This window comes from Pedobacter sp. N23S346 (assembly GCF_048515415.1).
In the GTDB taxonomy this organism is placed as follows: domain Bacteria; phylum Bacteroidota; class Bacteroidia; order Sphingobacteriales; family Sphingobacteriaceae; genus Pedobacter.
In genome coordinates this window covers 296,858-323,060 of sequence record NZ_JBLYEE010000003.1, presented here as the reverse complement: position 1 = coordinate 323,060, position 26,203 = coordinate 296,858, and the positions used below count along the sequence as shown (strand labels likewise).

General features: G+C 36.7%; 26 protein-coding genes. 12 read left to right on the top strand and 14 right to left on the bottom strand.

The window, feature by feature from the left end; genetic code table 11:
* Window positions 1–480 precede the first annotated feature (480 nt).
* Complete coding sequence (locus tag ACN1CD_RS08160; RefSeq protein WP_419129917.1) at window positions 481–1,263, bottom strand: lytic transglycosylase domain-containing protein; 783 nt, start codon at window positions 1,261–1,263, stop codon at window positions 481–483.
* Between the two features lie 265 nt (window positions 1,264–1,528).
* On the opposite strand from ACN1CD_RS08160, the gene ACN1CD_RS08155 reads away from it, so the two are divergent.
* Together ACN1CD_RS08155 and ACN1CD_RS08150 are read left to right on the top strand one after the other, a co-directional pair.
* Window positions 1,529–3,121, top strand: coding sequence for a pseudouridine synthase (locus ACN1CD_RS08155; protein WP_419129916.1), 1,593 nt, complete (start codon window positions 1,529–1,531; stop codon window positions 3,119–3,121).
* A 237-nt stretch (window positions 3,122–3,358) separates the two neighbouring features.
* Window positions 3,359–4,471: a lactonase family protein gene (locus ACN1CD_RS08150; RefSeq protein WP_419129915.1), complete on the top strand. Its 1,113-nt coding sequence runs from the start codon at window positions 3,359–3,361 to the stop codon at window positions 4,469–4,471.
* Between the two features lie 71 nt (window positions 4,472–4,542).
* On the opposite strand, the gene ACN1CD_RS08145 is transcribed toward ACN1CD_RS08150, so the two are convergent.
* On the bottom strand, window positions 4,543–4,683 hold the full coding sequence (locus tag ACN1CD_RS08145) for a hypothetical protein (protein WP_419129914.1): 141 nt from the start codon (window positions 4,681–4,683) through the stop codon (window positions 4,543–4,545).
* 29 nt (window positions 4,684–4,712) lie between these two features.
* On the opposite strand from ACN1CD_RS08145, the gene ACN1CD_RS08140 reads away from it, so the two are divergent.
* A complete protein-coding gene (locus ACN1CD_RS08140) occupies window positions 4,713–5,021 on the top strand; it encodes a GIY-YIG nuclease family protein (RefSeq protein ID WP_419130049.1) in 309 nt (102 codons plus the stop codon).
* A gap of 287 nt (window positions 5,022–5,308) precedes the next feature.
* Here ACN1CD_RS08140 and ACN1CD_RS08135 read toward each other — a convergent pair whose 3' ends face one another.
* From ACN1CD_RS08135 to tilS, 5 genes are all read right to left on the bottom strand, one after another.
* Window positions 5,309–5,755 (bottom strand): KTSC domain-containing protein, encoded by a 447-nt coding sequence (locus ACN1CD_RS08135; RefSeq protein ID WP_132530192.1) that lies wholly within the window; start codon window positions 5,753–5,755, stop codon window positions 5,309–5,311.
* Between the two features lie 230 nt (window positions 5,756–5,985).
* Complete coding sequence (gene bshA, locus ACN1CD_RS08130; protein ID WP_419129913.1) at window positions 5,986–7,125, bottom strand: N-acetyl-alpha-D-glucosaminyl L-malate synthase BshA; 1,140 nt, start codon at window positions 7,123–7,125, stop codon at window positions 5,986–5,988.
* Between the two features lie 353 nt (window positions 7,126–7,478).
* The gene (locus tag ACN1CD_RS08125) at window positions 7,479–7,877 is read right to left on the bottom strand and encodes a GxxExxY protein (protein WP_419129912.1); all 399 of its coding nucleotides are present in this window, start codon (window positions 7,875–7,877) and stop codon (window positions 7,479–7,481) included.
* Between the two features lie 190 nt (window positions 7,878–8,067).
* Window positions 8,068–8,556, bottom strand: a complete 489-nt coding sequence (locus ACN1CD_RS08120) for a hypothetical protein (protein WP_419129911.1) — start codon at window positions 8,554–8,556, stop codon at window positions 8,068–8,070.
* Window positions 8,557–9,888 (bottom strand): tRNA lysidine(34) synthetase TilS, encoded by a 1,332-nt coding sequence (tilS, locus tag ACN1CD_RS08115; RefSeq protein WP_419129910.1) that lies wholly within the window; start codon window positions 9,886–9,888, stop codon window positions 8,557–8,559.
* Between the two features lie 167 nt (window positions 9,889–10,055).
* Here tilS and ACN1CD_RS08110 point away from each other — a divergent pair, with 167 nt between their 5' ends.
* Window positions 10,056–12,260 (top strand): OstA-like protein, encoded by a 2,205-nt coding sequence (locus ACN1CD_RS08110; RefSeq protein WP_419129909.1) that lies wholly within the window; start codon window positions 10,056–10,058, stop codon window positions 12,258–12,260.
* A 69-nt stretch (window positions 12,261–12,329) separates the two neighbouring features.
* Here the strand turns inward: ACN1CD_RS08110 and rdgB are convergent, their stop codons facing one another.
* Both rdgB and ACN1CD_RS08100 read right to left on the bottom strand, forming a co-directional pair.
* Window positions 12,330–12,902: an RdgB/HAM1 family non-canonical purine NTP pyrophosphatase gene (gene rdgB / locus ACN1CD_RS08105; RefSeq protein ID WP_419129908.1), complete on the bottom strand. Its 573-nt coding sequence runs from the start codon at window positions 12,900–12,902 to the stop codon at window positions 12,330–12,332.
* A gap of 172 nt (window positions 12,903–13,074) precedes the next feature.
* Entirely contained in the window at window positions 13,075–13,728 is a 654-nt protein-coding gene (locus ACN1CD_RS08100) for a hypothetical protein (RefSeq protein WP_419129907.1), read from the bottom strand.
* Between the two features lie 94 nt (window positions 13,729–13,822).
* Here ACN1CD_RS08100 and ACN1CD_RS08095 point away from each other — a divergent pair, with 94 nt between their 5' ends.
* The 6 genes from ACN1CD_RS08095 (at window position 13,823) to ACN1CD_RS08070 (ending at window position 18,752) form a co-directional block, all read left to right on the top strand.
* Window positions 13,823–14,419 (top strand): hypothetical protein, encoded by a 597-nt coding sequence (locus ACN1CD_RS08095; protein ID WP_419129906.1) that lies wholly within the window; start codon window positions 13,823–13,825, stop codon window positions 14,417–14,419.
* 47 nt (window positions 14,420–14,466) lie between these two features.
* A complete protein-coding gene (locus ACN1CD_RS08090; protein WP_419129905.1) occupies window positions 14,467–15,834 on the top strand; it encodes a foldase protein PrsA in 1,368 nt (455 codons plus the stop codon).
* A gap of 5 nt (window positions 15,835–15,839) precedes the next feature.
* A complete protein-coding gene (locus ACN1CD_RS08085; RefSeq protein WP_419129904.1) occupies window positions 15,840–16,802 on the top strand; it encodes an AAA family ATPase in 963 nt (320 codons plus the stop codon).
* 266 nt (window positions 16,803–17,068) lie between these two features.
* A complete protein-coding gene (locus tag ACN1CD_RS08080) occupies window positions 17,069–17,608 on the top strand; it encodes a hypothetical protein (RefSeq protein WP_419129903.1) in 540 nt (179 codons plus the stop codon).
* 289 nt (window positions 17,609–17,897) lie between these two features.
* Complete coding sequence (locus ACN1CD_RS08075) at window positions 17,898–18,419, top strand: hypothetical protein (protein ID WP_419129902.1); 522 nt, start codon at window positions 17,898–17,900, stop codon at window positions 18,417–18,419.
* 129 nt (window positions 18,420–18,548) lie between these two features.
* Window positions 18,549–18,752 (top strand): hypothetical protein, encoded by a 204-nt coding sequence (locus tag ACN1CD_RS08070; RefSeq protein ID WP_419129901.1) that lies wholly within the window; start codon window positions 18,549–18,551, stop codon window positions 18,750–18,752.
* Window positions 18,753–18,804: 52 nt separating this feature from the next.
* Here ACN1CD_RS08070 and ACN1CD_RS08065 read toward each other — a convergent pair whose 3' ends face one another.
* The 5 genes from ACN1CD_RS08065 to msrA form a co-directional block, all read right to left on the bottom strand.
* Window positions 18,805–19,689, bottom strand: coding sequence for a glycerophosphodiester phosphodiesterase family protein (locus ACN1CD_RS08065; RefSeq protein WP_419129900.1), 885 nt, complete (start codon window positions 19,687–19,689; stop codon window positions 18,805–18,807).
* Window positions 19,690–19,817: 128 nt separating this feature from the next.
* Complete coding sequence (locus ACN1CD_RS08060; protein WP_419129899.1) at window positions 19,818–20,675, bottom strand: DUF4440 domain-containing protein; 858 nt, start codon at window positions 20,673–20,675, stop codon at window positions 19,818–19,820.
* 80 nt (window positions 20,676–20,755) lie between these two features.
* Window positions 20,756–21,739: a M28 family peptidase gene (locus tag ACN1CD_RS08055; protein ID WP_419129898.1), complete on the bottom strand. Its 984-nt coding sequence runs from the start codon at window positions 21,737–21,739 to the stop codon at window positions 20,756–20,758.
* A gap of 221 nt (window positions 21,740–21,960) precedes the next feature.
* A complete protein-coding gene (cysS, locus tag ACN1CD_RS08050) occupies window positions 21,961–23,421 on the bottom strand; it encodes a cysteine--tRNA ligase (protein ID WP_419129897.1) in 1,461 nt (486 codons plus the stop codon).
* A gap of 160 nt (window positions 23,422–23,581) precedes the next feature.
* The gene (gene msrA / locus ACN1CD_RS08045; protein WP_419129896.1) at window positions 23,582–24,181 is read right to left on the bottom strand and encodes a peptide-methionine (S)-S-oxide reductase MsrA; all 600 of its coding nucleotides are present in this window, start codon (window positions 24,179–24,181) and stop codon (window positions 23,582–23,584) included.
* A gap of 244 nt (window positions 24,182–24,425) precedes the next feature.
* Here msrA and ACN1CD_RS08040 point away from each other — a divergent pair, with 244 nt between their 5' ends.
* A complete protein-coding gene (locus ACN1CD_RS08040) occupies window positions 24,426–25,388 on the top strand; it encodes an isopenicillin N synthase family dioxygenase (protein ID WP_419129895.1) in 963 nt (320 codons plus the stop codon).
* 188 nt (window positions 25,389–25,576) lie between these two features.
* A complete protein-coding gene (locus ACN1CD_RS08035; RefSeq protein WP_419129894.1) occupies window positions 25,577–26,170 on the top strand; it encodes a Crp/Fnr family transcriptional regulator in 594 nt (197 codons plus the stop codon).
* Window positions 26,171–26,203 lie beyond the last annotated feature (33 nt).

Genomic DNA, 26,203 nt, shown 5'->3' with positions numbered 1-26,203 from the left:
AATCAGGTGGTGTTTGACTGACGGAAAATATTTTTAATTAGAGGTTAGAGGGTTAGAAGTTTAGGGGGTTAGAAAAAACAAATTCCATGAAAATCCGTGATTCCGTGGCGAGATGTTAACTGGTTCATTAGTAGCGTGATGGGTCTGAATTTGGTTATAGGGTTAGAAGTTTAGGGGGTTAGAAAATAATTCCGTGGAAATCTGTGTTTCCGTGGCGAGAAGTTAATTGGTTCATTAGTCAGTAGTTCATTAGTAGCGTGATGGATCTGAATTTGGTTATAGGGTTAGAAGTTTAGGGGAAAATCCGTGAAAATCCATGCTTCCGTGGCAAAAGTTTTATTAAGTTAACCCTGTATCAACGCAAAGACTCCTCACCTAGATCTGTGGAATCAAACCATCTGTGAAATCATTTTCCAAAAAAAACGTTCCGATTCGAAAACCGGAACGCCTTACCAAATGCTTGTCTTTATCTTAATTATATTATTCGGCGTTGTAAGCCAATAACACACGCTTCTTTTCATATCCGTAGCGCTTCGGATGTTCTACAATCTGTTTCATAGATATCACTTTATAAACATAGCGGCCAGTCTCCTGGTTCAGCTTCATTTTATAATAATTATCCTGATTTTGATTGGTGATTTGTTTGCGTAAACGGCCATCGCCTACATTGTAGGCTGCAGCTACCAATGTCCAGCTTTCTAAACCTTTATACATTTCTTTAATGTATTTACAGGCGGCAACAGTAGATTTGCGTAGATTATAGCGCTCATCAACTCTTCCATTTACTTTTAAACCATAAGAGCGTGCTGTACCAGGCATAAACTGCCAGATTCCGGCTGCACCTTTCGGAGAAACTCCACCCGCCATTCCAGATTCGACCAAAGCCAAATACTTGAAATCGTTAGGAATTCCATAGGCGGCAAGAATCGGCTCGATAACAGGAAACCATTCTTTCGCCTTTTTATGCAAACGATTTGTTTGCGTACTGCCATAGCTGTGAGCGGCAAGGATTTTTTTCATTTTGCGTTCCACTTTTTTATCGCCTAAAGGCAAAGTTTCATCGGCAAAATTTAACTGGGCCATTAAAGATTGAGGCTTTTCCTCTTTTTCAACTTTCAGGCTATCAGTTGTAGGTATTGTAATGTGTAATTTTTCTTTTTTTAAAAGACTTTTTTGTGCTAAGGGCATTTGGTAAGCGAACACTTTAGCCATGATAAATAGTGTTGCCACTACCGCAAATGGTACGATGTGTTTCTTTAACATCTTCCTCCTTTTTTTGGTGAACTTATATAAAAACGTCGGCAAAGCTAAAAAATAATAAGCACATTATCAAACAGTTACAAAATTACATGCCAAAATCGGGCTCTAAAGTGCTTAAAACGTGGTTTTTAAATTTCGAAATTTGATCGATTTTCCCTATTTTAGAGGCTATTTTTTTATAATAGTTTTCCGCTTCTCAACATTGTAATATTCATCAATTTTTCATAAATTTGCAGCCCGCATTTCAGGATGCGGTTAAAAGCGTATCATGATAAATAAAAACAACAGGAACAGTCGGGATGACAAGTCCAAACCGGGTAGCCGGAAAACTGATGGCAGAAGTAGTTCGGCCGGATCTGACAGAAAAAGATCAGACGACAGAGACGACAAATTCAAAAAATCATCCGATTCTAAAGACAACTTCAGACCTAGAAGTTCAGAGGGTAAAGATTTTAAATCAAAATCATTTAGCGACAGAAAAGATTCAAGACCAAGAACAGGCGGACGCGATTTCAAATCGAAAGATGCTGAACCACAAAGTTTCAAGTTTGGCGATCGTGAATTTAAATCTAAAGATACCGGAGCAAAAGAAGAACGCAGCTATAAACCTAGAGAAGGTGGATCTAGAGATTACAAGACTAGAACCGGAGACCGCGACTTCAAATCAAAAGATGGTGGATCTAGAGATTATAAGCCTAGAACCGGAGACCGTGATTTCAAATCTAAAGAAGGTGGATCCAGAGATTACAAACCTAGAACAGGAGACCGTGATTTCAAATCGAAAGACGGTGGAGCAAGAGACTACAAACCAAGAACAGGCGACAGAGACTTTAAACCAAGAGAAGGTGGAGCAAGAGATTATAAACCAAGAACAGGAGAACGTGATTTCAAATCTAAGGATGGAGATTCGAGAGATTTTAAACCGAGAGAAGGCGGATATAAAGATTTCAAATCAAGAGGTGGAAGAACTGACGACTTTAAGCCAAGTGCTGGAAGTTCAAGAGATGTAAAACCTAGAGAACCAAGAGAAGGAGACTCTCGTCCGTTTAGAAAACGCGAAGAGACGCAACAACCAAGAGATACAGAATTCAACCGCCCAGAGCGAACTGTTATTGCTCCTGCTCGTAAAACAAATGAAGATAAAGGCTTAATTCGCCTGAACAGATATATTTCAAATGCAGGAATTTGCTCTCGCCGTAAGGCCGATGAGTTAATTGCAGCAGGTGTTGTTTCGGTAAACGGTGAGGCGGTTACTGAATTGGGCCATAAAGTGGATCCATCAAAAGATTTAGTTCGTTATAATGGCGAGCTGCTTAAGCGTGAAAAGAAAGTTTACGTTTTACTAAACAAACCAAAAGACTACATTACCACTACAGACGATCCACAGGAGCGCCGCACTGTAATGCAGTTGGTTGACAAAGCAAGTCGTGAACGTATTTATCCGGTAGGTCGTTTAGATCGTAATACAACAGGATTATTGTTGATGACAAATGATGGTGAGCTGGCAGATAAACTATCTCATCCAAAAAACGGAATTACCAAAATTTACAACATTGAACTGGATAAATCCTTATCACAAGGTGATTTAAACAAAATTGCCTTTGGTTTGGAATTGGAAGATGGATTGATTAAACCAGATAACATTTCTTATGTTGCTGGTGGAACAAAAAAAGAAATCGGGATCCAGATTCACAGTGGTAAAAACAGAATTGTTCGTCGTATTTTCGAACATTTAGGCTACAGTGTAGAAAAGTTAGACCGCGTTGTTTATGGCAATTTAACGAAGAAAGATTTACCTCGTGGTAGATGGCGTTATTTAGAAGATCATGAATTGATCCAGATTAAACACTTAATAAAATAATAGAAAAGGCAATCGAAAGGTTGCCTTTTTGTTGTTATAAAGGAAAAATAGACAATTGAGCTTCCCTTCTTTTAGTATTGAAAATTTGCCCCTCGTCCATATTCCCTCATCCATATTAAAATGCTATTAATATTATTTCACCTTTCTATTTTTTGTAGATAAGTTGTTATTGTAAAAATTATTTAACAATTGCCTCAACAAATTTTTATCATATTTGTTGCAAATGAAGATCATCATATGAAAAAATATATTGGAATATTCTTAATGTCGTTACTATCCACAATTGCAGTCGCTCAAAAAACCAATTACAATCTCGTAGTTGGCACATACACCGCTCCAGGCAAAAGTGAAGGAATCTACACTTATGATTTCGACGTTGCCATTGGCAATACAAGTCTGAAAAATATTACCAAAGGTATTGCAAACCCAAGTTACCTGGCCATTTCTCCTGATAAAAAATACGCTTATGCCGTGAATGAAACCGGAGATAACAGCACGGTTACTGCTTTTAAATATGACACCAAAACCGGCGTGCTGACTTTTTTAAACAAAGTTGATAGCCATGGTGCCGATCCATGTTTCATTACCGTTGATGCTAAAAATGTTCTGGTAGCCAATTACTCCGGAGGCAGTTTAGCTGTATTCTCCCGAAATGCTGATGGATCTTTAAGTGAGGCTGTTCAAGTGATTAAGCATACCGGAAAAAGTATCGATCCCAAAGGCAGGCAAAAAAGCGCACATGTACACATGGTCAAGTTTACACCTGATAATAAATATCTGGTAGTTAATGATTTGGGAGAAGATCAGACGTACATCTACCACTATAATTCTATAGGAAAAGATAAGACCTTAACGAAGAAATCAGTAATTAAAACCAATGCAGGTTCTGGTCCGAGGCATATTGTTTTCAGTCCGAACGGGAAGTTTGCCTATCTGGTTCACGAATTTAACGGCAGCATTACGGTGTTCAACTATAAGGATGGAGAACTTACCAAATTGCAGGAAATTGGGACTACCCCAAAAGACTTCAATGGCGCAGTGGATGCAGCTGATATTCATATTTCTGCTGATGGTAAATTTTTGTATGAGACCAATAGAGGTGATGCGAACAGCATTTCTGCCTTTGCTATTTTGCCTACAGGGAAACTTCAATTTATAGAAACCGTAAGCACTTTAGGCAAAGGACCAAGAAACTTTACCATAGATCCAAGTGGAAAATTCCTTTTGGTTGGTCACCAGTATACCAATAACGTTGTGATTTTTAATAGAGATGTTAAAACTGGTAAATTAACAGATAGCGGAAAAAGGATTGATGTGGGTGCGCCGGTTTGTTTAGTGTTTGATAAATAGGGAATAAAATAGATCCTGAGTCAAGCTCAGGAGGACGACCGTTCATAGTTGGCGCATCAAACCTACCTGTATTAAATGTAATTTATGGGAAGAATGATCATTCGTTGTTGTTGCATCACCATGTAAACAATAGCTGCATAAAGCGCTAGTAATAAAACGATCGCTATGGCCACATCGTCATCCTGAACTTGATTCAGGACCTTATTAACCATTAAATAATCACAGTAAACCCGTATATTCAATAAAAAGAAAATATGGAGAGAGAGGTGGCTGCGTATATATCTTAACAAACTTCAATAATACCGTTCTATACATTGGGGTCACTTCAGACTTATACACTCGAATCATTGAGCATCGCGAAAAGAAGTACCCGTATTCTTTTATAGCTAAATACAACTGTAATAAGCTTATATATTACGAGCAATTTACTACTATTACAGAGGCGATTGGCCGCGAGAAACAGTTGAAGAACTGTAAACGGGAATGGAAAATCAAATTAATTCGATCTGAAAATTACGATTGGAACGATCTTTTTGAAAGTTTAGAGTAGGTAATACTCAGGATAATAGATGCTGAATCAAGTTCAGCAGGACAACTTACGACTAGGTTTAGGAGGAAGACGGTTTATAGTAGATGATTAAGCGATTTCAATAAACGATCGCTATAGCCACCCCGTCATCCTAAACTTGATTCAGGACCTTATTAAACCATTAGATAATCACAGTAAATCCATATCTAAATTTCGGCAGGTGAGCCACAAGCCGATGGAATAGCCAATAGATCAAAAAAAAGACCTGCCCTACAGCAAGTCTTCAATAAATATCTAATTATATAATATTAAGCAGGTTCTGCTACTTTAACTACGTTACGATATGGAAACGAATTACAGATATGACGACGGGCAAAGCGACCTGGAGAATCTGCATTCACTAATTTAATATAAATTGCTCTTGGCACATCAAAGTACTCATAAGCACTTCCATCAAAGAACTGAATGTTTAAAACAGATTGTTTGTACTCAAAATCTAAAATATTTGAATTAGTAATCGTTTGTGTATAAGTCTCGATGTTTTGCTCACGTGTTTCTGGCGCAATACTAACCAAAAAATGGTAAGCTTCTATAATGTCTTTACTTCTTGCCTCTGCCGCTAATTTCTCCTCCTCAACCTGGAATTTATCAGGATGGTACTCTTTCATCAGGGTGCGGTAAACCGACTTAAGCGCTGCAAGCTCGGCCGTTTTATCCACGTTCAAAAGCTTTCTGTAATCTACTATCTTTTTCATTTGCGGCAAAGGTACGATTTATAATGATTTGATTTAGAGAAAGTTTAATTTGATAACGATTTCTTGATAAGAATCTTACACAGTGAATATTAGCACCAATTTATTTTATTTTTATATTATTAAGATTTCCAGGTATTGATCACAAATCTTAAGTTTTTAAGCATGTAAAATCCATAAAAAAAGTCGCCAGGTAGACCCGAGCGACTTTTGATATAATATTTTAATATCTATTATTTGCTTTGCAAAGAATTTTCAATTACCTCTTTATAGAAATCTACATAGAAAGGCAGAATTTTTTTCAAATCGAAATCCTGAGCTCTTGTAAATGCGTTATCTTTAAATTGTTTTAAAGTCGCATCATCCTTTAAAATGGAAATCGCATTTGCTGCCATTGCATCCACATCGCCAACATTACTCATGTAACCACAGAAACCATCCACATTTAACTCTGGTAAACCGCCAGCATTTGTGGTAATCGCAGGCACCTTGCAAGCCATTGCTTCTAAGGCTGCAAGACCAAAGCTTTCTGATTCTGACGGCATCAGAAATAAATCTGATACAGACAAAATTTCTTCTACAGCATCTTGCTTGCCAAGGAAACGAACATTCTCTCCAATATTTAAACTGCGACAAAGTTGTTCATCATAAGAGCGTTCTGGCCCATCTCCTACCATTAATAATTTCGAAGGAATCACAGCCTGTACTTTTTCAAAAATTCTGATTACATCAGCCGTACGCTTCACTTTCCTAAAGTTAGAGGTATGAATTAAAATACGCTCGTTATTTGGCGCAATCGCCTTTTTGAAGTGATCTTTTGCCTGTAAACTAAAACGGCTGAAATCGATAAAATTTGGAATTACCTTAATATCTTTTGTTATCTCAAAATGGTTATAAGTATCTTCCTTTAAATCGTCTGACACTGTGGTCACCCCATCACTCTGATTAATAGAAAAGGTTACTACAGGCTTATACGTTGGGTCTTTACCCACAAGTGTGATGTCTGTTCCGTGAAGCGTGGTTACCACCGGAATATGAATGCCATAACTTGCTAAAATCTGCTTCGCCATAAAAGCAGCAGAAGCATGTGGAATGGCATAATGTACGTGCAGAAGATCCAATTGTTCAAAACGAACTACATCAACCAGTTTACTGGCCAACGCCGATTCATATGGTGCATAATCAAAAAGTGGATAATTTCTAACAGCTACTTCATGATAGAATAAATTTGCTGAGAAAAAATCCAGTCTGGCTGGTTGGCTATATGTGATAAAATGAACCTGGTGTCCTTCATTTGCGAGTGCTTTTCCAAGCTCTGTTGCAACTACTCCACTACCACCAAAAGTTGGGTAGCAAACAATTCCTATCTTCATTTATAAATGCGTTGTTGTTATACAAATGTAGCCCATTTTAATCTATAATATGTGTCGGGGTATTGCAATAAAAACTTTGGAAAGTTATGCCGCAGATTCGCAGATTAAGTTGTTCTAAAAATAATTTATAGCGCACATTGAATCCAGCATTTTATTTCAAATTATAAATAGCCAAAGTGTATACTTATGAAAAGTTATGCCGCAAATTCGCAGATTAAGTTTTTCTAAAAAAATTTGTAGCGTACATTGAATCCAGCATTTTATTTCAAATTATAAATAGCCAAAGTGTATACTTATGAAAAGTTATGCCGCAAATTCACAGATTTCAAATTGTAAATAGCCAAAATGTATACTTATTTTGTTTTCACAATGCGTTTATATTGTAATGATTTATCATTGAAGTTAATGATTAGCCCAACTTTAAGCTTCGATATGGTGAGATAATTCAAGACCTGGGTATAATAAGCATCTACGATTCCATTACTAGATTTGATTTCAAGAATTATTTTATTATCAATTACAAAATCGGCATAGAATTGATGCTTAAGGACAATGCCTTTGTAATTAACTACAAATCTTTTTTCCCTTTCATACCCAATGCCTCTGGAGGTTAATTCATATTCAAAGGCATCTTTATAAACGATTTCTGAAAAACCTTTACCTAAAATCCTATGAATTTCCATTGCTATACCGATTACTATATAACACTCTTCTTGAAAAGGATAATCATCTACATTGAAGTGATTACTCATATTAAATTCGTTCATTAATCTGCCAATCTGCGGCTAAATTTACAGCAGGCTAAACGCCTCTCCCATACTCCTTCAATAATTCAATTCAAATGCCATAAATGAAATATTACCTGGCAACGTGGAAAACAATAAATAAAAAGCAACAGTTGGGAAAACAAAAGAATATTGGGCAAATAATGCCTCACCTTAATTATTTAAGATTTCTCATCTCTTCTTTAATGACTAAGAAAAGTTCGTTCGGTCTTTGGGTACCGATGAAATATTCCAAACCATCCCGGTCGGTTAAAACCACGGCATCTTTACCAGATGAATAAAAACGAATAGTACCTTTTGTGTGCAGGTTATACACCGGATTATTAAAAAAATAACGGCTATAAGTAGCTTTACGCACGTCAATAATACTGTTTAGATCAATCTTCACCCGTTTAGTAGTCCATAAACCATCCAATATCATACTGCCATTTTCCACAACGATTTTGTATTGAATCAGGAAAAGCAATAGCATGGAAACACCGATGATTCCAAAGCCGACTACCAAAAAAAGATCTTGTGTATTATCGCGATCGCGTTCATAAACGTAAGCTGCAAAACAGAATGCAGCCATAATTAATCTGATGAAAATGCGAACATAATCTCGACCAATGTATTGTTTTTCGATATAGGCGTATCTGCTTTCCACTTAGTTATTTTCGAGTTCGAATATAGCAACTTTTTTTGTTGCAGTAGTTAATTTATATCGATTATCCTGTCGCATACCAGCAATCCACACAATCTCTCCATTTCCATTTACCAGGATTGGCGTGTTATGCTTCAAATGCAAGGGAACTTTTTCGTCGATAAAAAAATTACTCACCTTTTTCGGTAGACGCATCCCCAATGGAATAAATTTATCTCCGTTTTGCCATTTCCGCAACACTAAAGGAAAAATCAATTTGTCGGCGTTTACAAAAGCTTTAGTTACATCAACTTCAAATTTTATTTCAGTAGAATAACGTAGCGAAATGGTATAATCGCCAAAATAAGTTTTTGCTGTTAAGGGATGAATAAACTGATTAAGAACTGTATTTGCATTCTTTTCTACAATGACCAGATCGTTTCTATTGATAATAGCCTGATGACTTAAACTGAAAAAATGTGTTCCGCTTACTGCACTTAAGCTATCTAAAATCTCCTCTACTACATTCGCTGCAAAGTGAAATGGCTTAAGCAACTCATACAACAGCAACTTTTGAGGATTCAGTTTTGCAATTTCAGCCAGCGATATGTACCATCCATCAACCTTTCGTAAGATAATTTCAGTTCGAAGCTTGGCTACCTGCAGATCCAAAAAGTTTTCAAGCGAAGTAAAACGAGTAATGTTTTCTGCGAAAGTTTTTTCGAGGTTTGGATTAATTTCCTGGAGATGCGGAATGACCTGCAACCTTAATTTATTTCGGGTGTAATTCGTACTTAAGTTCGAACTGTCTTCCACAAACGCGATGTTATCCTCTTCAATAATCTCATTAATTTGCTCACGATTTAAGAACAACAGCGGCCTGATGAGCCGATCTCTCTTAGGCAAAATGCCATGCAAACCGCTTATTCCGGTACCACGGATTAGATTAATTAATACTGTTTCAATGGCATCGCTCTGGTGCTGTGCCAATGCAATGCAATCGTACTGATTGGCTACCCTAATTTCTTCGAACCAGGCATAACGCAAAATCCGCGCGGCCATTTGGGTAGAAATTTTATTTTCAGCAGCATATTTTTTTGTTTCGAAATGCGTTACATAAAATGGAAGATCATGAGCATCAGCAAGTAGCCTGACAAAATTTTCGTCACGCTGTGCCTCATCTGCCCGTAAACCGAAATTACAATGTGCTACACCAATATCAACGCCTAGTGTTTTAAAAAGAAGCATCATTAATACCGAATCTTTTCCTCCGCTAACGGCTAAAAGAATTCTGTTACCACTGGTAAACAATTCGTTTTTCTTAATAAAATCCTGAAATTGAGATAAGGGTAACATCCACCAAAAATATTTAATTTTAACTGGTATTCCGAACGTTCGGAACAAAAAACTAACTTTGTAGGGTGCAAAAAATATTTGTTTTTCTATTTCTTTTAATAAGTCCTTTTTTTCTATTCGGCCAGAAGCAGATTAAAATAGTTTCATACTCCAAAATTAGCGGGGATATGAAAAACAGCGTTACTTATCTCAGAAATCCGGTTTTCCAGCAGGATAACGCCACACTGACTTGTGATAGCGCCGTTTTTTATAATAAGCGGAATTATTTCGAGGCATATAGAAACGTGCATATCAATCAGCTTACCACTGATATTTATTCTAATGAGCTGCAATATGATGGAAATAAAAAGCAGGCCCATTTAACTGGTAATGTTAGAATGACAGACCCTACATCGGTTTTAACCACAGAAATTTTAGATTACAATACCGTAAGCAAAATCGGAACTTATACCAGCGGCGGTAAAATTGTAAATCAGCAGGTTACCCTAACCAGCAAAAACGGTTATTATTTTAGTGGAAGTAACGATGCTTATTTCAGGTATAATGTAGTGGTGGTTACGCCGCAGGTAACGATTAAATCTGATACGCTACGTTACAATACCCAATCTAAATGGACTTATTTTTACGGCCCAACCAATATAAAAGGTAAAGACGATAATTTATATACCGAAAATGGCGCCTACAATACAGCTACTGAAGATGCTTATTTCGGAAAGAAGAACCTTTATACGCAAGGTACTCGATCACTTAAGGGAGATAGTTTATATTATTTTGGCAAAATCGGTTATGGTAAAGCGGTAAAAAACATTGTATTTTCCGATACGAAGGATAAGATGAAGATGTTTGGCGATTTAGGTTATTACTATAAAATCGATCAGCGAACATTGGTAAGCCGAAATGCTTATTTAGGCATTGGCACAGAAGATTCCGTATTGGTAAAAGGCAAAAAGCGTCCGGATAGTTTATGGATGGGTGCAGATACTTTGGAAACCCAAATGGTTTTACAGAAAAATTTGAAACTGGTTCCTAAAATTTCGATAAAAGCGGATAACGAAGTTGGTGAAGACGATGAAGAAGAAGGTGCGAAGGATGGGGCTGAATCGCCAGGAAAAACATCAACAGAGACTACAGAAGACAACCCAAAAGGTAAGCGCAACCTCACTGCCAGAAATGATAAGGGCGCTAAAATTAAACCTAAGAACGATCGTAAAAACAATGATCCAACCAGCCCACTTGATAAACTTCCAACAGATTCGACCAAAATAGATTCATTAGCGAAGAAACTACCTAAACTAAGTACGGATAGTTTAAAAGACGGAAATATTTTAAAAGCTAAAGCGGATTCGATTGTCAGGAATCTCCCGAAGATTAAGGAAGATAGCCTGGCACAAAAGGCAATTAAAACAGGTAAATTGATTGGGAAAGATGCCGCAGGTAAAGTAGATAGCCTAACTAAAGCTGTTGGCAAGACTGATATTAAAAACCTTGGTAAAGGCGTTATTTCAGCATTGAAGCCTGGGTTAGCCAAAAATGATACGACTAAATTTAATCCTGCCGACACCGTTCAGGCGAGGATTATAAAGGCCTACCATGGCGTTAAAATATTTAAAAGCAACATTCAGGCTAAAACAGATAGTTTATTTTACACCAGTGCAGATTCTACCCTGAGATGTTTTGTAAATCCGATTATCTGGTCGGAAGGGTCGCAGCAGATTGCAGATACCATCTATGTGCAGTTTAAGAACAAAAAACTAAATAATTTACAGGCCATCAGAAATGCTTTTTTAGTAAACACACCGAAAGATTCGTTACGGTTTAACCAGATCAAAGGGAGGTTAATGACAGGCTTTTTCAATAATGGCAAGCTTAAAACGATGTATGTTGATGGCAATGCAGAAAGCATTTATTATACCCAGGACGACAGCACGAAGGTTTACAAGGAAATGAATCAGACGTTGAGCAGCAGGATTAAGTTTGTTTTCCAGGATAATGAGAATGACATTGAAGATATTGTGTACATTAAAGGTGTTGAAGGTGCATTAAATCCAGAAACCAAAATATCTAAAGACAATGTGTTGAAAGGATTTTCATGGAAACCGAAAGAACGTCCGAAGTCGAAAAAAGATGCCATTGGTTCATCAGGGAAGGCAAAACCTAAAACCAAATCAAAAGTTACTGCGCCTGCAAAACCTAAAGTTGCTGGTAAAGCGGTAACTAAAGCGAGTTCGTTACCAGTTAAAAAAGTTAAGAAAATAAACTTAAACATTAATAAAAATCTGCCAGCAGGAAATCTATTGGATACAGTTAATTTCGGGATCAAACCTATTTTGCCGAAAGCAGATTCTTTAAAGAAAGCAATTCAGAAATTATAAGATTAAGATTCTGTTATTTAAGCGGGTTGGTAAGCCATCAAACGGTAGGTTTAAGATTAAAATAATCCATTACCCTTTCAAAAACTCAATCATCTTTTTTAACGCGATAGCCCTATGGCTGATCATGTTCTTTTCTGCCATTTCCATTTCGGCAAAAGTAATGTCGTAACCATCTGGCTGGAAAATCGGATCGTAGCCAAAACCATGCAAACCTGATAAATCTTTTCTGATTGTACCATTGATCGTCCCTTCAAAAATATGATTTTGTCCATTGTGCAGCAAAGATATAACTGTTTTAAACCGTGCTTTTCTATTGGCAATACCTTCCAGTTTTTTTAGAACCAGGTTAATATTTTCAGTATTATCCCTACTACCAGAATAACGTGCAGAAAACACACCGGGTTCATTATTGAGCGCTTCTACTTCTAAGCCACTATCATCTGCAAAACAATCTAACTGAAAATTTTCCAGCACATAGGTGCTTTTTAAGGTTGCATTGCCTTCAAAGGTATCTGCTGTTTCAGGAATATCTTCTTCACAACCAATATCGTTTAAGTTCAAAACTTCATATAGTCCGGCCAGTGCCAAACGGATTTCTTCGGTTTTATGCTGATTATTAGTGGCGAAAACAAGTTTAGTCATTAGGTGGTTAGGTGGTTAGGTGGTTAGGTGGTTAGGTGGTTAGGTTTTGAAAAAACTAAATAACTTATGTTACAATATTCTTTAATTGAGTTGCTTGAAATGTTTTGGAACCTTAGTCTTGATACTCGATACTTACTACTTTACACTAATTACTTTACACTAACTCCTCGCTCTACTTAATTTTCTGAAGATTAGCCCAAAGCTGTTTTTTCGCTCCTAAATCGCTATCCAGAAGATGCAGATTCGGGGCAAAGATGATTCTGGTGGTCTCATGATTGATAATTTCATTTTTCCATTCATAATTCAATTCCAAATCGGCAATTTCAACACCGAAAGAAAGCATAATTATCGGTTTGAAAAATTGATGAAGAGCGACAAAGTTAACCCCAGAATAATGTGCATAGTTTAAAAGTGCAAAATCAGCAGTGCCTAAATCTACAGCTTTTACAATTTTGCGAAGCAGTTCCCTACCCTGTTCTGTACTTACATCATGCTGAGGATCATTCACTAAAATCAGAACAGATTTTTTATTCCCTCCCAAAAACTTGAAAGATTTTTCTTCGGCTGGAAGGGCAATAACAGGCGGAATTTCAACACTTTCTTGCTGAACTTGTAGTACTTCTACAACCTCTGACGCTGAAATTGTTTCATTCAGTGATGGTAAAGTAGAATTATCACCACTTTTGTTTTCCGTTACAAATTGAGACAAAACAGGCTCTGCAGCAACATGATGCACTATTTCTACACTTTCATCTTTTACTAAAAAAACTTCTTCAGTAAAAAATAAACGTAAAGCGTTCGCATTGTTGGTAACCTGGTTTTCCATTCGTATTTTTGTAGATAATAATTTCTGTTAAAATTAGTTAAATATCTTATAATAGCGCCGCTTATTGTTACTTTTATCCCTTAAAATTTATAGAGTGCTCCCTGCAAAGAAGGCTTATTCCTTATTCGTTTTTAGCTTTATTTGTAGCTACTCGCTTGCTCAGAACATTGCTGTGGTAAATGGCAAACCTGTAAGTTCCAAAGAGTTTATTTGGTCATACAAGAAAAGCCACAACGGAAGTGTAAGCTCAGATTATGCAGATTTAGCATCCTATCTTAATTTGTATTTAAATTTTAAACTGAAGGTTTTAGATGCCCGGGAGATGGGACTGGATAAAAATCCGGTTTATCAGGAGGAAATTAAAGCTTATGAAACAGCTTTAGAAAAACGTAAAAAAACGAGTGTAAAAAGTAAAAATCAAGACTTTCTGCTTAATGAATACCGTGAGGGGGTTTTAATGTTTAACGTCTCTGAACAAAAAATCTGGAGTAAGGCACAGGAGGATGAGCAGGCGATAAAAGATTTTTACCATAATCATAAAAAGGATTACAAAGAACCATTAAGTGAAGTTAAAGGATTGGTTATTGCAGATTACCAGCAGAACCTAGAAGAAAACTGGCTGACAGGCCTTAAACAAAAATATCAGATTAAGATAAATGAAAACGAGTTGAGAAAACTGGCCAAACCTTAATAAGCTGATCTTTAATAAGTATAATAATTGCAAATATAAATAATAGAATGAAAAGAGTTTTTTTAGTGGCAATCGCATTAATTTGCTTGTTTTTAAACAGTTATGCACAACCTGGAAAACATAACATCGATAAAGTTGCTGCTGTGGTAGGAAATAATATTGTACTACTTTCGGATTTAAATCAACAATATACCCAATATCTTTATCAGGGAAATCCTGCAAATGAAGATGTTAAATGTAAAATTTTACAAAATACCCTTACTCAAAAGCTATTAAAGCAGCAGGCAGAAATTGACTCGGTAATGGTTGAAGATGCACAGGTTGATGATGAGGTGAACAAACGTATGCGTTATAGTATGCAACGCGCTGGTGGGCAAGAGCGTCTGGAGCAATTCTTGAACAAATCTGTACTTCAATATAAAGATGAGATCAGACCATCAGTAAAGGATGAGTTGATTGCACAGAAAATGCAGGCAAAAATTACAGAAAACATCAATGTAACACCAATGGAAGTTGAAAAATATTTCAAAACCCTTGGCGATAGTATTCCAGAATTTAACACTGAGGTTGAAGTTGGAGAAATTATTTTAGATCCAAAATTAACCAAGGCAGAAAAACAACGGTTTCATGATAAAATTGAAGCCCTTCGTTTAAGGGTGAAAAGTGGTGATGATTTCGGCGTTTTAGCTAAAACGTATTCTGAAGATCCAGGCTCATCTGCTGATGGTGGTGACTTAGGCTTCTTCGATAGAAGCACCATGGCAAAAGAATTTACAGCCTGGGCTTTTAAACTTAAAGCTGGCGAAATGTCTCCTGTTTTCGAAACAGAATTTGGATTTCATATTTTACAGGTAATTGAACGTCGTGGTGAACAGGTTCACGCCCGCCACATCTTAGTCAGACCTGCAACCACGCCAGAAAGCTTAACCCGTTTACAACTTCATGCAGATAGTATCTATAATAACATATCTTCAAAAAAGATCAGCTTTGCTGCCGCTGCGAGTTTATTCTCTGATAACAAAGAATCAAAATTTAATGGTGGTATGATGCTGAATGCTGAAAATGTTCAGGCAAGAAGTACCTTCATTCCAATTGACAAATTAGATCCTTCCGTATTTTTAGTGATTGATACCATGAAAATTGGCGCCATTTCAAAGCCTAATCTTTATACCGCTGCCGATGGGAAACAGGGTTATCGCATTTTATATTTGAAATCGAAAATTCCACCTCATAAGGCAAACATGGCACAGGATTTTCCGAAAATCAGAGATGCTGCTCAAAGTGATAAAATTAATCGTACTTTAAGCGAATGGTTTGAGAAACGCCGTGAAAGCACTTATATTAAAATTGACGACGAATTTAATACCTGTAACGAATTAAAAATCTGGACTAAAACCTCCACAGCCGCAAAATAATACGAATGCAGTATAAAAACGAAGTAGAAGCTGTCAACGCACTTCACCAGGCTTTTAATAACATTAAAGCAGAAATTGGTAAAGTTGTAGTCGGACAAGATGAAATCATCAAATCTGTATTAATCGCCATTTTTAGCAACGGACATTGTTTGTTGGTTGGCGTACCCGGATTAGCTAAAACTTTACTCGTTCAAACTGTAGCTGGTGTTTTAGACCTGGAATTTAACCGAATTCAGTTTACACCGGATTTAATGCCAAGTGATATCATTGGCGCAGAGATATTGGGAGAAGACAGGCATTTTAAGTTTATTAAAGGTCCTGTCTTTTCAAATATTATTCTTGCAGATGAGATTAACAGAACCCCTCCAAAAACGCAGGCCGCTTTACTAGAAGCCATGCAGGAAAAATCGGTTACTGCTGCTGGCCAAACCCATATTTTACCCAAACCTTTCTTTGTTTTGGCCACTCAAAATCCAATTGAACAGGAAGGCACTTATCCCCTGCCTGAAGCACAATTAGACCGTTTCATGTTCAATATTCAGTTAAACTATCCTGCTTTTGCAGATGAACTAAATATCGTTAGAAACACAACAAGCAATAAAACCATACAACTACAAAAAATAATTCACGCAGACGAAATCCAGTATTTTCAGCAATTGATCAGGGAAATTCCGGTAACGGATAACGTATTGGAATATGCGGTTAAACTAGCCTCTAAAACCCGCCCGAATAGTGAATTTGCAACTGAAGCGGTGAATAAATACATCAGCTGGGGTGCTGGACCAAGAGCATCACAATTTTTAGTTTTAGGTGCAAAATGCCATGCTGCCGTAACGGGAAAATATGCCCCGGATATTGAAGATGTTCAAGCAGTTGCCGAGCCTATTCTACGCCACCGTATCGTTCGTAATTATCGTGCAGAGGCGGAAGGTTTATCAATAGAGAAAATCATTAAAGATCTTTTATAAGCCTCTTTTATCTTCGCAAGTTGATATTTATTCATGAATAAATATCAACTTGCGAAGTTTTGGTGGCCTTTGTTGGGGGAAATACTTCGAAAGTTTTATGGTATTGTCGTCAAAACTGGCGAAATTCTTCAGTTCACAGGCCTTGGAAATTTCGCAAGTTGATAAATTGTAATTTTATACAGCTTCTTAGTATTCTATCCATTTTGTTGGTTTGGTTAATTTACTATCTTTAAAAGTAAATTAATTCGCTTCTAAATCATATGTCAATGAAAATTAAAGCCTTCACCTTACTTTTCGTATTTCAATTCATCATCATAACCACATTTGCGCAGAAAAGTGCAGGGTTGGGTTCATTACTAAATAAAAATGCGGAGTTTATCTTTCCACAAACTACTGAAAAAATTTCTGCTGCCTTAAATGTAAAAGCCGTAATCTCTGATAACGAAGCTGATGGAGAGCGATATGCAGAATGGATAACCAAATCAGGTTTAGGAATCTACACTACTATCGAAAACAAGCAGACAGTAAATGAGATCTGGTTCGGTATTCCTGATGATAAATTTGTGGTTGTTTCTGGTTTGCCTTACCACTTAACCCTCAACAAAACTACTGTTCAGGAGGCATTAGCAAAATTCAGTAAATACAAAGTTAAAAAGACAAAACCCGATTTATACGGGCCACTTGAGGGAGGGACAAAACTCGAAGTTAAAATAGGCGATCGATATGTAACTCTATTTTTTAAAAAAGAAAACATCCTGGAATCTGTTTATATTCTACTAAGTTTTATTGATCCTGCTGCCGGGTAAAATTAATCTTGCCCAGTTCTGGTGATCTGCTCCCAATGCAAGAATGTTTTATAATTTCCTGAAAATAAATATATTTGCAGCAGATTATAAAAAAAAATGCTACGTCAACTATATATTCAAACAGCAAACTTTAGCCCGTCTTGTGGCTTAAAGGGCTTGGATATTGACTTAAGTTTTCTTTCCAACCCTTAACCCATTCCCTTCTTACAGAAGTGAAATTTAATTAGAGATCAATTTATTAAACTGTTTTCAAGGTTTTTATTACCTCGAAAAATCAATTATATCCATCATGGACATTTTTACAACTGTAGAAGATAAATATCTACAGGCTATTGAAGAATTAAACTGGGGCGAGCTCCCAAAAGCGCATCAATATTTTAATGAACTCATTGCATTCGATCCGGAATATGCCCGGGCTTATTACCAATTAGGCAACTTTAACCATTATCATTTCAAGAATTATCAAAGTGCAGGTTACTATTATAAAAGATGTATTGAGATTGATGCTGATTTCCCCGAGGTGTATGAACCTTACTTAAAACTGGTTATTACACTGAAATTGCACAAATTAATAAAGCAGGTTGCAGCGCAGGCATTAATGGTTCCTGGTGTTTGTGAAGCGAACATATATGAAAGTTTGGGTTTGTATTCAGAGAGACAGCAAGATTTTAAATCAGCAGAAAGCTATTTCAAAAAAGCCGAAATGTTTAACGCCATTCAGGATATGCATAGTGTTTTTATAGCACACCAAAATCGGATAAAAAGCAAAATAAATAGCACAAAAACGATGATTTACGATTTACAAGAATAAGTGGCTTTGCTACTTATTCTTGTAAATTATCTACTGTTCAAATAGCTTTGTAAAGCTTTATTTTCTATTTTTGTTACTATATTTACCAATCAATTACGAAGCATAAATTTAAAATCAAAAATATTCGATATGTCAGCTCACGATTCACACGCTCCGGTTCAAGAAACAAAAGGCATTTGGACACTACCTTTAGCAGCATGGATTCTTACTTTAATCCTTCTTGTAGCATTTACCCGCCCTATTTTCGTGCATAATGCCGCAGGATCTGCACACGAAAAGGCTGAAGTTAAACCGCATTCAAAAGGAGAAGAAGCAGAGACATCACACCACTAAAAAGTTACTGCCATAAAAAAAGCGATGAAATCATCGCTTTTTTTATGGGTTGTTATTTCACTTGGTTCATGAGATTTGGAAAATCGGTAATGACTCCATCTACGCCTAAACTCATAAAATACTTCAGGTCTTTCACTGTATTCACCGTCCACGGGATAATTTTAATTCCCATTTCATGGCAACGATCTACCAGGCCTTTTCCAACAAGCACCGAATAAGGGCTATAAATAGTCGGTTTAAACCCTAGCTTGGCTATATAATCTTCAAACGGCTCTTTTTCATCAATGAGCAATGAAGTTTGAATCTTTGGATATTTTTCATGCAAATATTGCAATGTTCTCATATCAAAAGATTCTATAATTACACGTTTAGCAATCTTTTTAGCATTCACCACTTCCATAATCAACTCTATGAATTCGGCAGGCTCAGGATGAAATTCATTATCGCCATTTTTAATGGTTTTGGTTTCAATATTATAAACCGGCTTTGCTAATCTGTTTTCTTTTACATAGGCTTCAACGGCGTCTATGGTTTCAGTAAGTAATGGTTTATAAGCTTTAAATTTCATTTGTCCGGGGAAACGGGCATGAACCTTACTTCCAACATCAAACTTTTTAACCTGCTCATAATCCATCTTATAGATATTATAATTCTTCTGGTCTTTAAAAGAGATCGGTTTGCCATTAGGCATTAAAGATATTTCATTATTAAAATAAGGTTCCTGAGATAATACAACTTGTTTATCTTTTGAAATTACAGCATCCATCTCTAAGGTAGTTACTCCTAAATCAAGCGCTTTTAACATGCCTTCAATTGTGTTTTCAGGCATGATTCCTCTTGCTCCGGCTTTACCCTGAATATCAAATTTTCGTTTTTGTGCAGATGCCTGGAAAAATAGTAGTATAAGAACAGATAAGATGAATAGTTTTTTATGCATAAAATTCGTTTTTAGGGTAAACGTGTAACCCGGTATTAAGTTGTAAATATTTAAATAACACAGCCATATCTTTTAAACAAAAAGAGCTTTCCTTTTATAGAAAGCTCTTTTAATTCACATTTTGACTATTATCTTTCTGCGGGAACAAATGCCTGAACAATTAAATTCCAGCTGGCATCAGCAGCTTTTTCATATACAAACACATAGTTAAAGCTTTCACGCAAATCTGCTTTATAATCGATGGTGGCAACGCCAAAAGTATAAGCCAGATCACTACCTAATGCTTTATCTACACCAGTTGTTTTCAAATTAATTTTGCTAATCATTCCATTATAAAATGAAAGAATTTTTCCTTTTCCGATTATTGGTTCGTTGCCAGGAAACAATAAACGTGAATCATCTGTCATAAACCCACCAAAAGCACCAACACCGTGTGTTTTTAAGAAGGCATTTAATGTTTTCTCTGTAGTTGAAATAATTTCACGTCCGGCTTTAATTTCTCTTTCATTTAAAAACTTAGGTGCCACATGATCCTTTGGTTCTACAAACCTAGGTGCAGTTTGATCAAGCGGTTTATTGCTCGATGTTTCCAGATCAATTGCCAGTTTCCATCTGCCATTTTCAGATTTCCAGATGGATAAATATTGACCATATTGTTTTTCAGTGCCATTAACGGCATAAGGACCAGTAGTAAAACCTAAATCGCCACTACGGGAAACTTTAGCCAGATTTGGCTCCCAGGTAACAGATTCTTCACTTTTTGTTTGTGCATTATAGAATGTTTTTACGTTTACCGGATTCGGGCGAAACACTAATGCACTAGCTAATGAATACTCCAGATAAGAAGCTTTATCACCATTTTTTGCCATAGATTTTGCAAAATCTTTTTCTGCATTAACCAGAGATTTTGTAGTTCCATCATTTTTTTGAGCAAAGGCACTCAGCGCTAAAAGTGATGCAATTGCTGTTGTAAATATTTGTTTCATTGTAAGTTTAAATATAGTTGTGGGCGAATATAAAATTTTATAAGCTGGCGGGCTTCAAAAGTAATTAACAATTACACATTTTATTTTTCCCGATAGATGGTTTCCAATACGGTTTGCCCCGTGGCTTTGAGTGTATTTCGGTCGATATTAGCAAGATTATCCAATTGTGTATGCCAATTGATATAAAAGCCACTGTTATCATTATAGTGGATGATGTCTATCGACGGTACACCTGCTTTATTCATCCAGAAATGATCATCTACCAGTTTTCCACTAGGTAGGTTTACAAAATAGGAACTGTAACCAATTTCATTACCGATTGCCCAAACATTACTCACCACATCTGGTGCTGCCTGGCGGGAGATTTCATCTTGCGTAAATTGTGCATTGCCACCACCAACCATATCTAGGTTGATTCCGTAACGGGCTTTATAACCTTTTGCCACTGCAGTTTTGGCCCAGTATTGCGAACCCAAACACCAGGTTACTTCATCAGGTGTTTCGTCATTTGCCTTTCCGTAATCTTCCAGATCCCAAAGGATGAAGTCTACGCCTACATTGGGTTGCGTTTTTTGAATCTGCCGAGCCATTTCTAAAATTACGGCCACGCCACTTGCACCATCATTAGCAGCATCAAACGGTTTGTTATGATTGGAAGGATCAGTGTCCTGATCAGAAAAAGGACGTGCATCCCAGTGTGCAGTAATTAATACTCTTTCTTTTTTTTCCGGATTGAAGCTGGCCTCGATATTCTTCAACTGAAAGCTTTTACCATCGTATGTTTTGGTTTTTTCTCCTTTAATTTCAACCGCAGCTCCAAAAGATTTTAACTTGCTAACTAAATAATCGGCACATTTCTGATGTGATGTAGTGCCGGGAATGCGTGGGCCGAAATCTACCTGATCTTTTGTATATACGTAAGCGCTGTCGGCATTAAATTCTGGCGAAACCAATTTGACAGTTGCGCTATCAAGGGTTTCTTCTTTTTCACTTTTTGATTTATTTTTACACCCCTGAAATGCAATAAATCCGATTAATGGGATGATTAGAAGCTTTTTATTCATTGTTTAAATATTTTTGAGTAAAGGAGATAAATTTTGATTCACAACCTTTACTCAGTTAAACCTAAGAGGAGATTGCCACGAATATTACCGATGAAGAATCGGAAAATATTCTCGCAAGGACGGCAGAATGGAATCGCAGAAATATGCACGATACTCACAAACTTGTCATTCCTGCAATAGAAATTCGCACTTAAGACTTTGATTACAGACTCAAGACTAAACTAAGCCTTGCTCCAGGTTGTTCCTTCTTTACTGTCTTTTAACTGAATGCCAAGTTCCTGTAAACCAATTCTGATTTTATCGGAGGTAGCATAATCTTTATTTGCTTTTGCCTCGGTACGAAGATCAATCACCATATCCAAAACACCATTTAAATCATTGCTACCTGCGTCTTCATCTTTCAATCCAAGGATATCAAAAACGAAGTCGTTAATTAATTGCTTTAATTGATCAAGTTGTACTGCTGAAATTTTTGCCTTCCCATCATAAACAGTGTTAATGATTCTCACGGCTTCAAATAGTTCGGCGATTAAAATCGGACTGTTAAAATCGTCGTTCATGGCCACGATACATTTTTCTTTTATTGCATCGATGTCGAAGTCGCTTTCGGTAGAAACAGCAAGTTTATCCAGCAAGCTAATCGCAGCCATTAAGCGCCTGAAACCTTTCTCCGACGCATCCAATGCATCGTTTGAAAAATCTAAAGTACTGCGATAGTGTGCCTGCAACATGAAGAATTTAACCGTCATTGGGCTATATCCTTTTTTCAAAAGTGGGTGAGCACCAGTGAATAATTCTAAGGGAAGAAAACCATTTCCTGCAGATTTAGACATCCGCGTTCCATTTACCGTAAGCATGTTGGTATGCATCCAATAACGGGCGGGTTGTTTATGACTGCAAGCTTCAGACTGTGCAATTTCATTGGTATGATGCGTTGCCGCAAGATCCATTCCCCCACCATGAATATCAAACTCATCGCCGAGATACTTAGCACTCATTGCCGAACATTCAATGTGCCAGCCAGGAAAACCTAAACCCCAGGGCGATTGCCATTGCATTAACGTTTCCGGCTTTGCCTTAATCCACAAGGCGAAATCCAAACGTCCACGTTTTTCATCCTGACCACCTAATTCGCGGGTATTGTTGAGCATATCCTCCAAATTCCGGTTAGTTAGAATGGTATAATTGTATTCTTTGCTGTATTTTTCTACATCGAAATAAACATTTCCACCAATTTCGTAACCATATCCATTGGCGATAATTACTTTAATCATTTCAATCTGCTCGATGATGTGACCTGTTGCAGTTGGCTCTATGCTTGGTGGCAGCGTATTAAACATGCGCATTACATCGTGGAAACCAAGGGTATATTTTTGTACAATTTCCATAGGTTCCAACTGTTCCAATTTCGCTCGTTTTGCAAATTTATCATCACCTTCATCACGATCGCCTTCCAGGTGACCTGCATCAGTAATATTTCGCACGTAACGAACCTTGAAACCTAAAAACTTAAGATACCTGAAAATTAAATCGAAAGATAAAAAAGTGCGGCAGTTGCCCAGATGCACATCGCTGTAAACTGTAGGACCACACACATACATCCCAACATGGTTTGCGTTGAGTGGTTGAAAAAGTTCTTTCTTACGTGAAAGCGTATTGTAGAGCTGTAAGCCAGTATTCATATTGCAAATGTAATATTTACCAGCGTAAAGTTTCAGGAATGGGGAATTGTTTAATTGGCAGGGCAGTTTATTGACAATTCTTAAATGAAAAGTATATATAAAAAGTTACTCACCCTGATTGCTATGATGCCATTCAGGGTGAGTAACTTTAAATCCGTCATTATTTCTTCAGTTTCGATTTGAAAATCTTTTCTAATTTTTCAATTTTTGGCTGAATAACTAACCTGCAATAAGATTCATTGCCATTTTTATTAAAATAATTCTGATGATAGCTTTCTGCAACATAAAAGGGTTTTGCTGCCTCAATGGCGGTAACTACCTTTTTACCGTAGGCATTTGTTTTGTTCAGCTCAGCCTTGTATTTATCGGCTAAAGCCTTTTGTTGTGGCGTATGATAAAAAATAACCGAACGGTATTGTGTTCCGGTATCTGCACCCTGACGGTTCAATGTAGTCGGATCATGACTTTTCCAAAAAACTTCTAATAATTCATCGTAAGAAATCTCCATTGGGTTGTAAGTAACCTGCAAAACTTCTGCATGACCTGTATTACCTGTACAAACCTCTTCGTAAGTTGGATTTGCCAATGCACCGCCTTCATATCCCGACTTCACTGCAGTAACACCTTTCAACCGTTGAAATATCGCTTCAGTACACCAGAAACAGCCCATACCGAAAGTTGCCTTTTCTGTTTTCTTGGCTTGTGCATTGGCCTGACTGATACTTAAAACTGTTAATAAAACTAAAATTATCCTCTTCATATGATCTGTTTCTATTTGCTATTTAGGGTTTCACTTCTTACACTATATTACGAAAATATCACCAGCATAGTTTCTGTTAAAACAATAATGGATTTTGAATGACAATCACTAAAAATAGTGAATCGGCGCCTCTATGTTAATAACTTAAAATACTGATAAATAGAATTATAAATTGATTTTAAAAACCGAAATCTCACTTATTAACAATTCTTTTTTAAATTCGTAATACATTAAATTAAAAATCATGTCTACACCGTATATTCCTTGTTTAGATTTGGGTTCATATATCAATGGAACTGAAGAAGAACGCAAAAAATTTTCTGATGAGTTGGGCCGGGCCTTCAACGATTCGGGTTTTGTAACCATTACCAACCATGGGTTAAGTCAGGAATTGATTGATAAACTTTACGAAAACATTCGCGCTGCTTTTACTTTACCTGTAGAAACCAAGCGGAAATACGAAAAACCAGAACTTGCTGGTCAGCGTGGCTACACCAGTGCAGGAAAAGAAACTGCAAAAGGTGCAAAAACTCCTGATTTGAAAGAATTTTGGCAAATTGGTCAGGAAGTTACTGATGGTGATCCTGTGAAAGATCAATATCCAGACAATGAAGTTTTAGAAGAATTGCCAGAATTTAACAAAGTAACCGGCGATATTTACAAGAAACTGGAAGAAAACGGAACGCATCTTTTACGTGCAATTGCAACCTACCTGGAATTACCAATCGATTATTTTGATCAGCATGTTCACAATGGCAACTCCATTTTAAGGGGGATTCATTACTTCCCGATTGAAAATCCAGAAGTTATTCCTGATGATGCGGTTCGCGCCGGAGCGCATGAAGATATTAACCTGATTACTTTATTAATTGGTGCAAGTGCAGATGGCTTAGAAGTTTTAACCCGCAGCAACGAATGGTTGCCAATTAAAGCACACCATACCGATATTGTAGTGAATGTGGGCGATATGCTGCAACGTTTAACCAACAATAAATTAAAATCTACTACACACCGGGTGGTGAATCCGCCTCGCGAGTTAATGAAAACATCCCGTTTTTCGGTTCCGTTTTTCTTGCACCCGCGGAGTGATATGGATTTAACCAGTTTGCCATCAACCATAGATGCTGATCACCCAAAAACCTACAGCGACATGACGGCTGGGGAATATCTGGATGAAAGATTAAGAGAAATTGGATTGAAGAAATAGTTTGGAGTTTGGAGTCATGAGTCTATAGTCCAGAGTCGGGAGTCTAAAACCCATAGTTTAGAGTTAAAAGTCTAAAGTTAAATAGTATAGAAAGCATCGGCTAAGTCGGTGCTTTTTTGTTGTTTTAATAAAGATTATATTTGATTTCATCTCTATTATAAAATTACATTCCGGCTAAACCAATATTTATGTCTGAACTATCTTTTAAAGAAGATTATCGAAATTTGTTCAATCTTTTTAATGCCATCTATCCATTAAGTGAAGAAATAAAAGTAGCCATCGTAGATAACAGTGACTTAATGCACGTTAAGAAGAAAGTAAAATTATTAAGCGTTGGCGAGCTTAGTAACACCATCTATTTCATTGTAAAAGGTGCTGCCAGGATTTATTATCTTGATAGAGAAGGAAAAGAAACTAATACCTGGTTTTTATTTGAAAATGAGCTCCTCATTTCAATTTACAGTTTTTATACAGGTAAACCAAGTTTTGAATATCTGGAAACACTGGAAGACTGTAACTTCATTGCTGTTAAAAGAGAAAAGCTCGAAGAAATTTATTTAAAGCATATGGAATTCAACTTTTCTGGCAGGAAACTAACAGAATTCTATCACATGCGTAATGAGATCCAGACCAATGAATTACGCATGCTCAATGCAAAGGAGCGCTATCAAAAGTTAATGGAGCGAAATCCTCAGCTTTTCCAACGTGTTTCATTAGGGCATATTGCTTCTTATTTAGGAATCTCCCAAGAAACCTTAAGCAGAATTAGAAAGCAAAAATAATTTTTTGACTTTTATCAAAAGTTGGACGGTTTT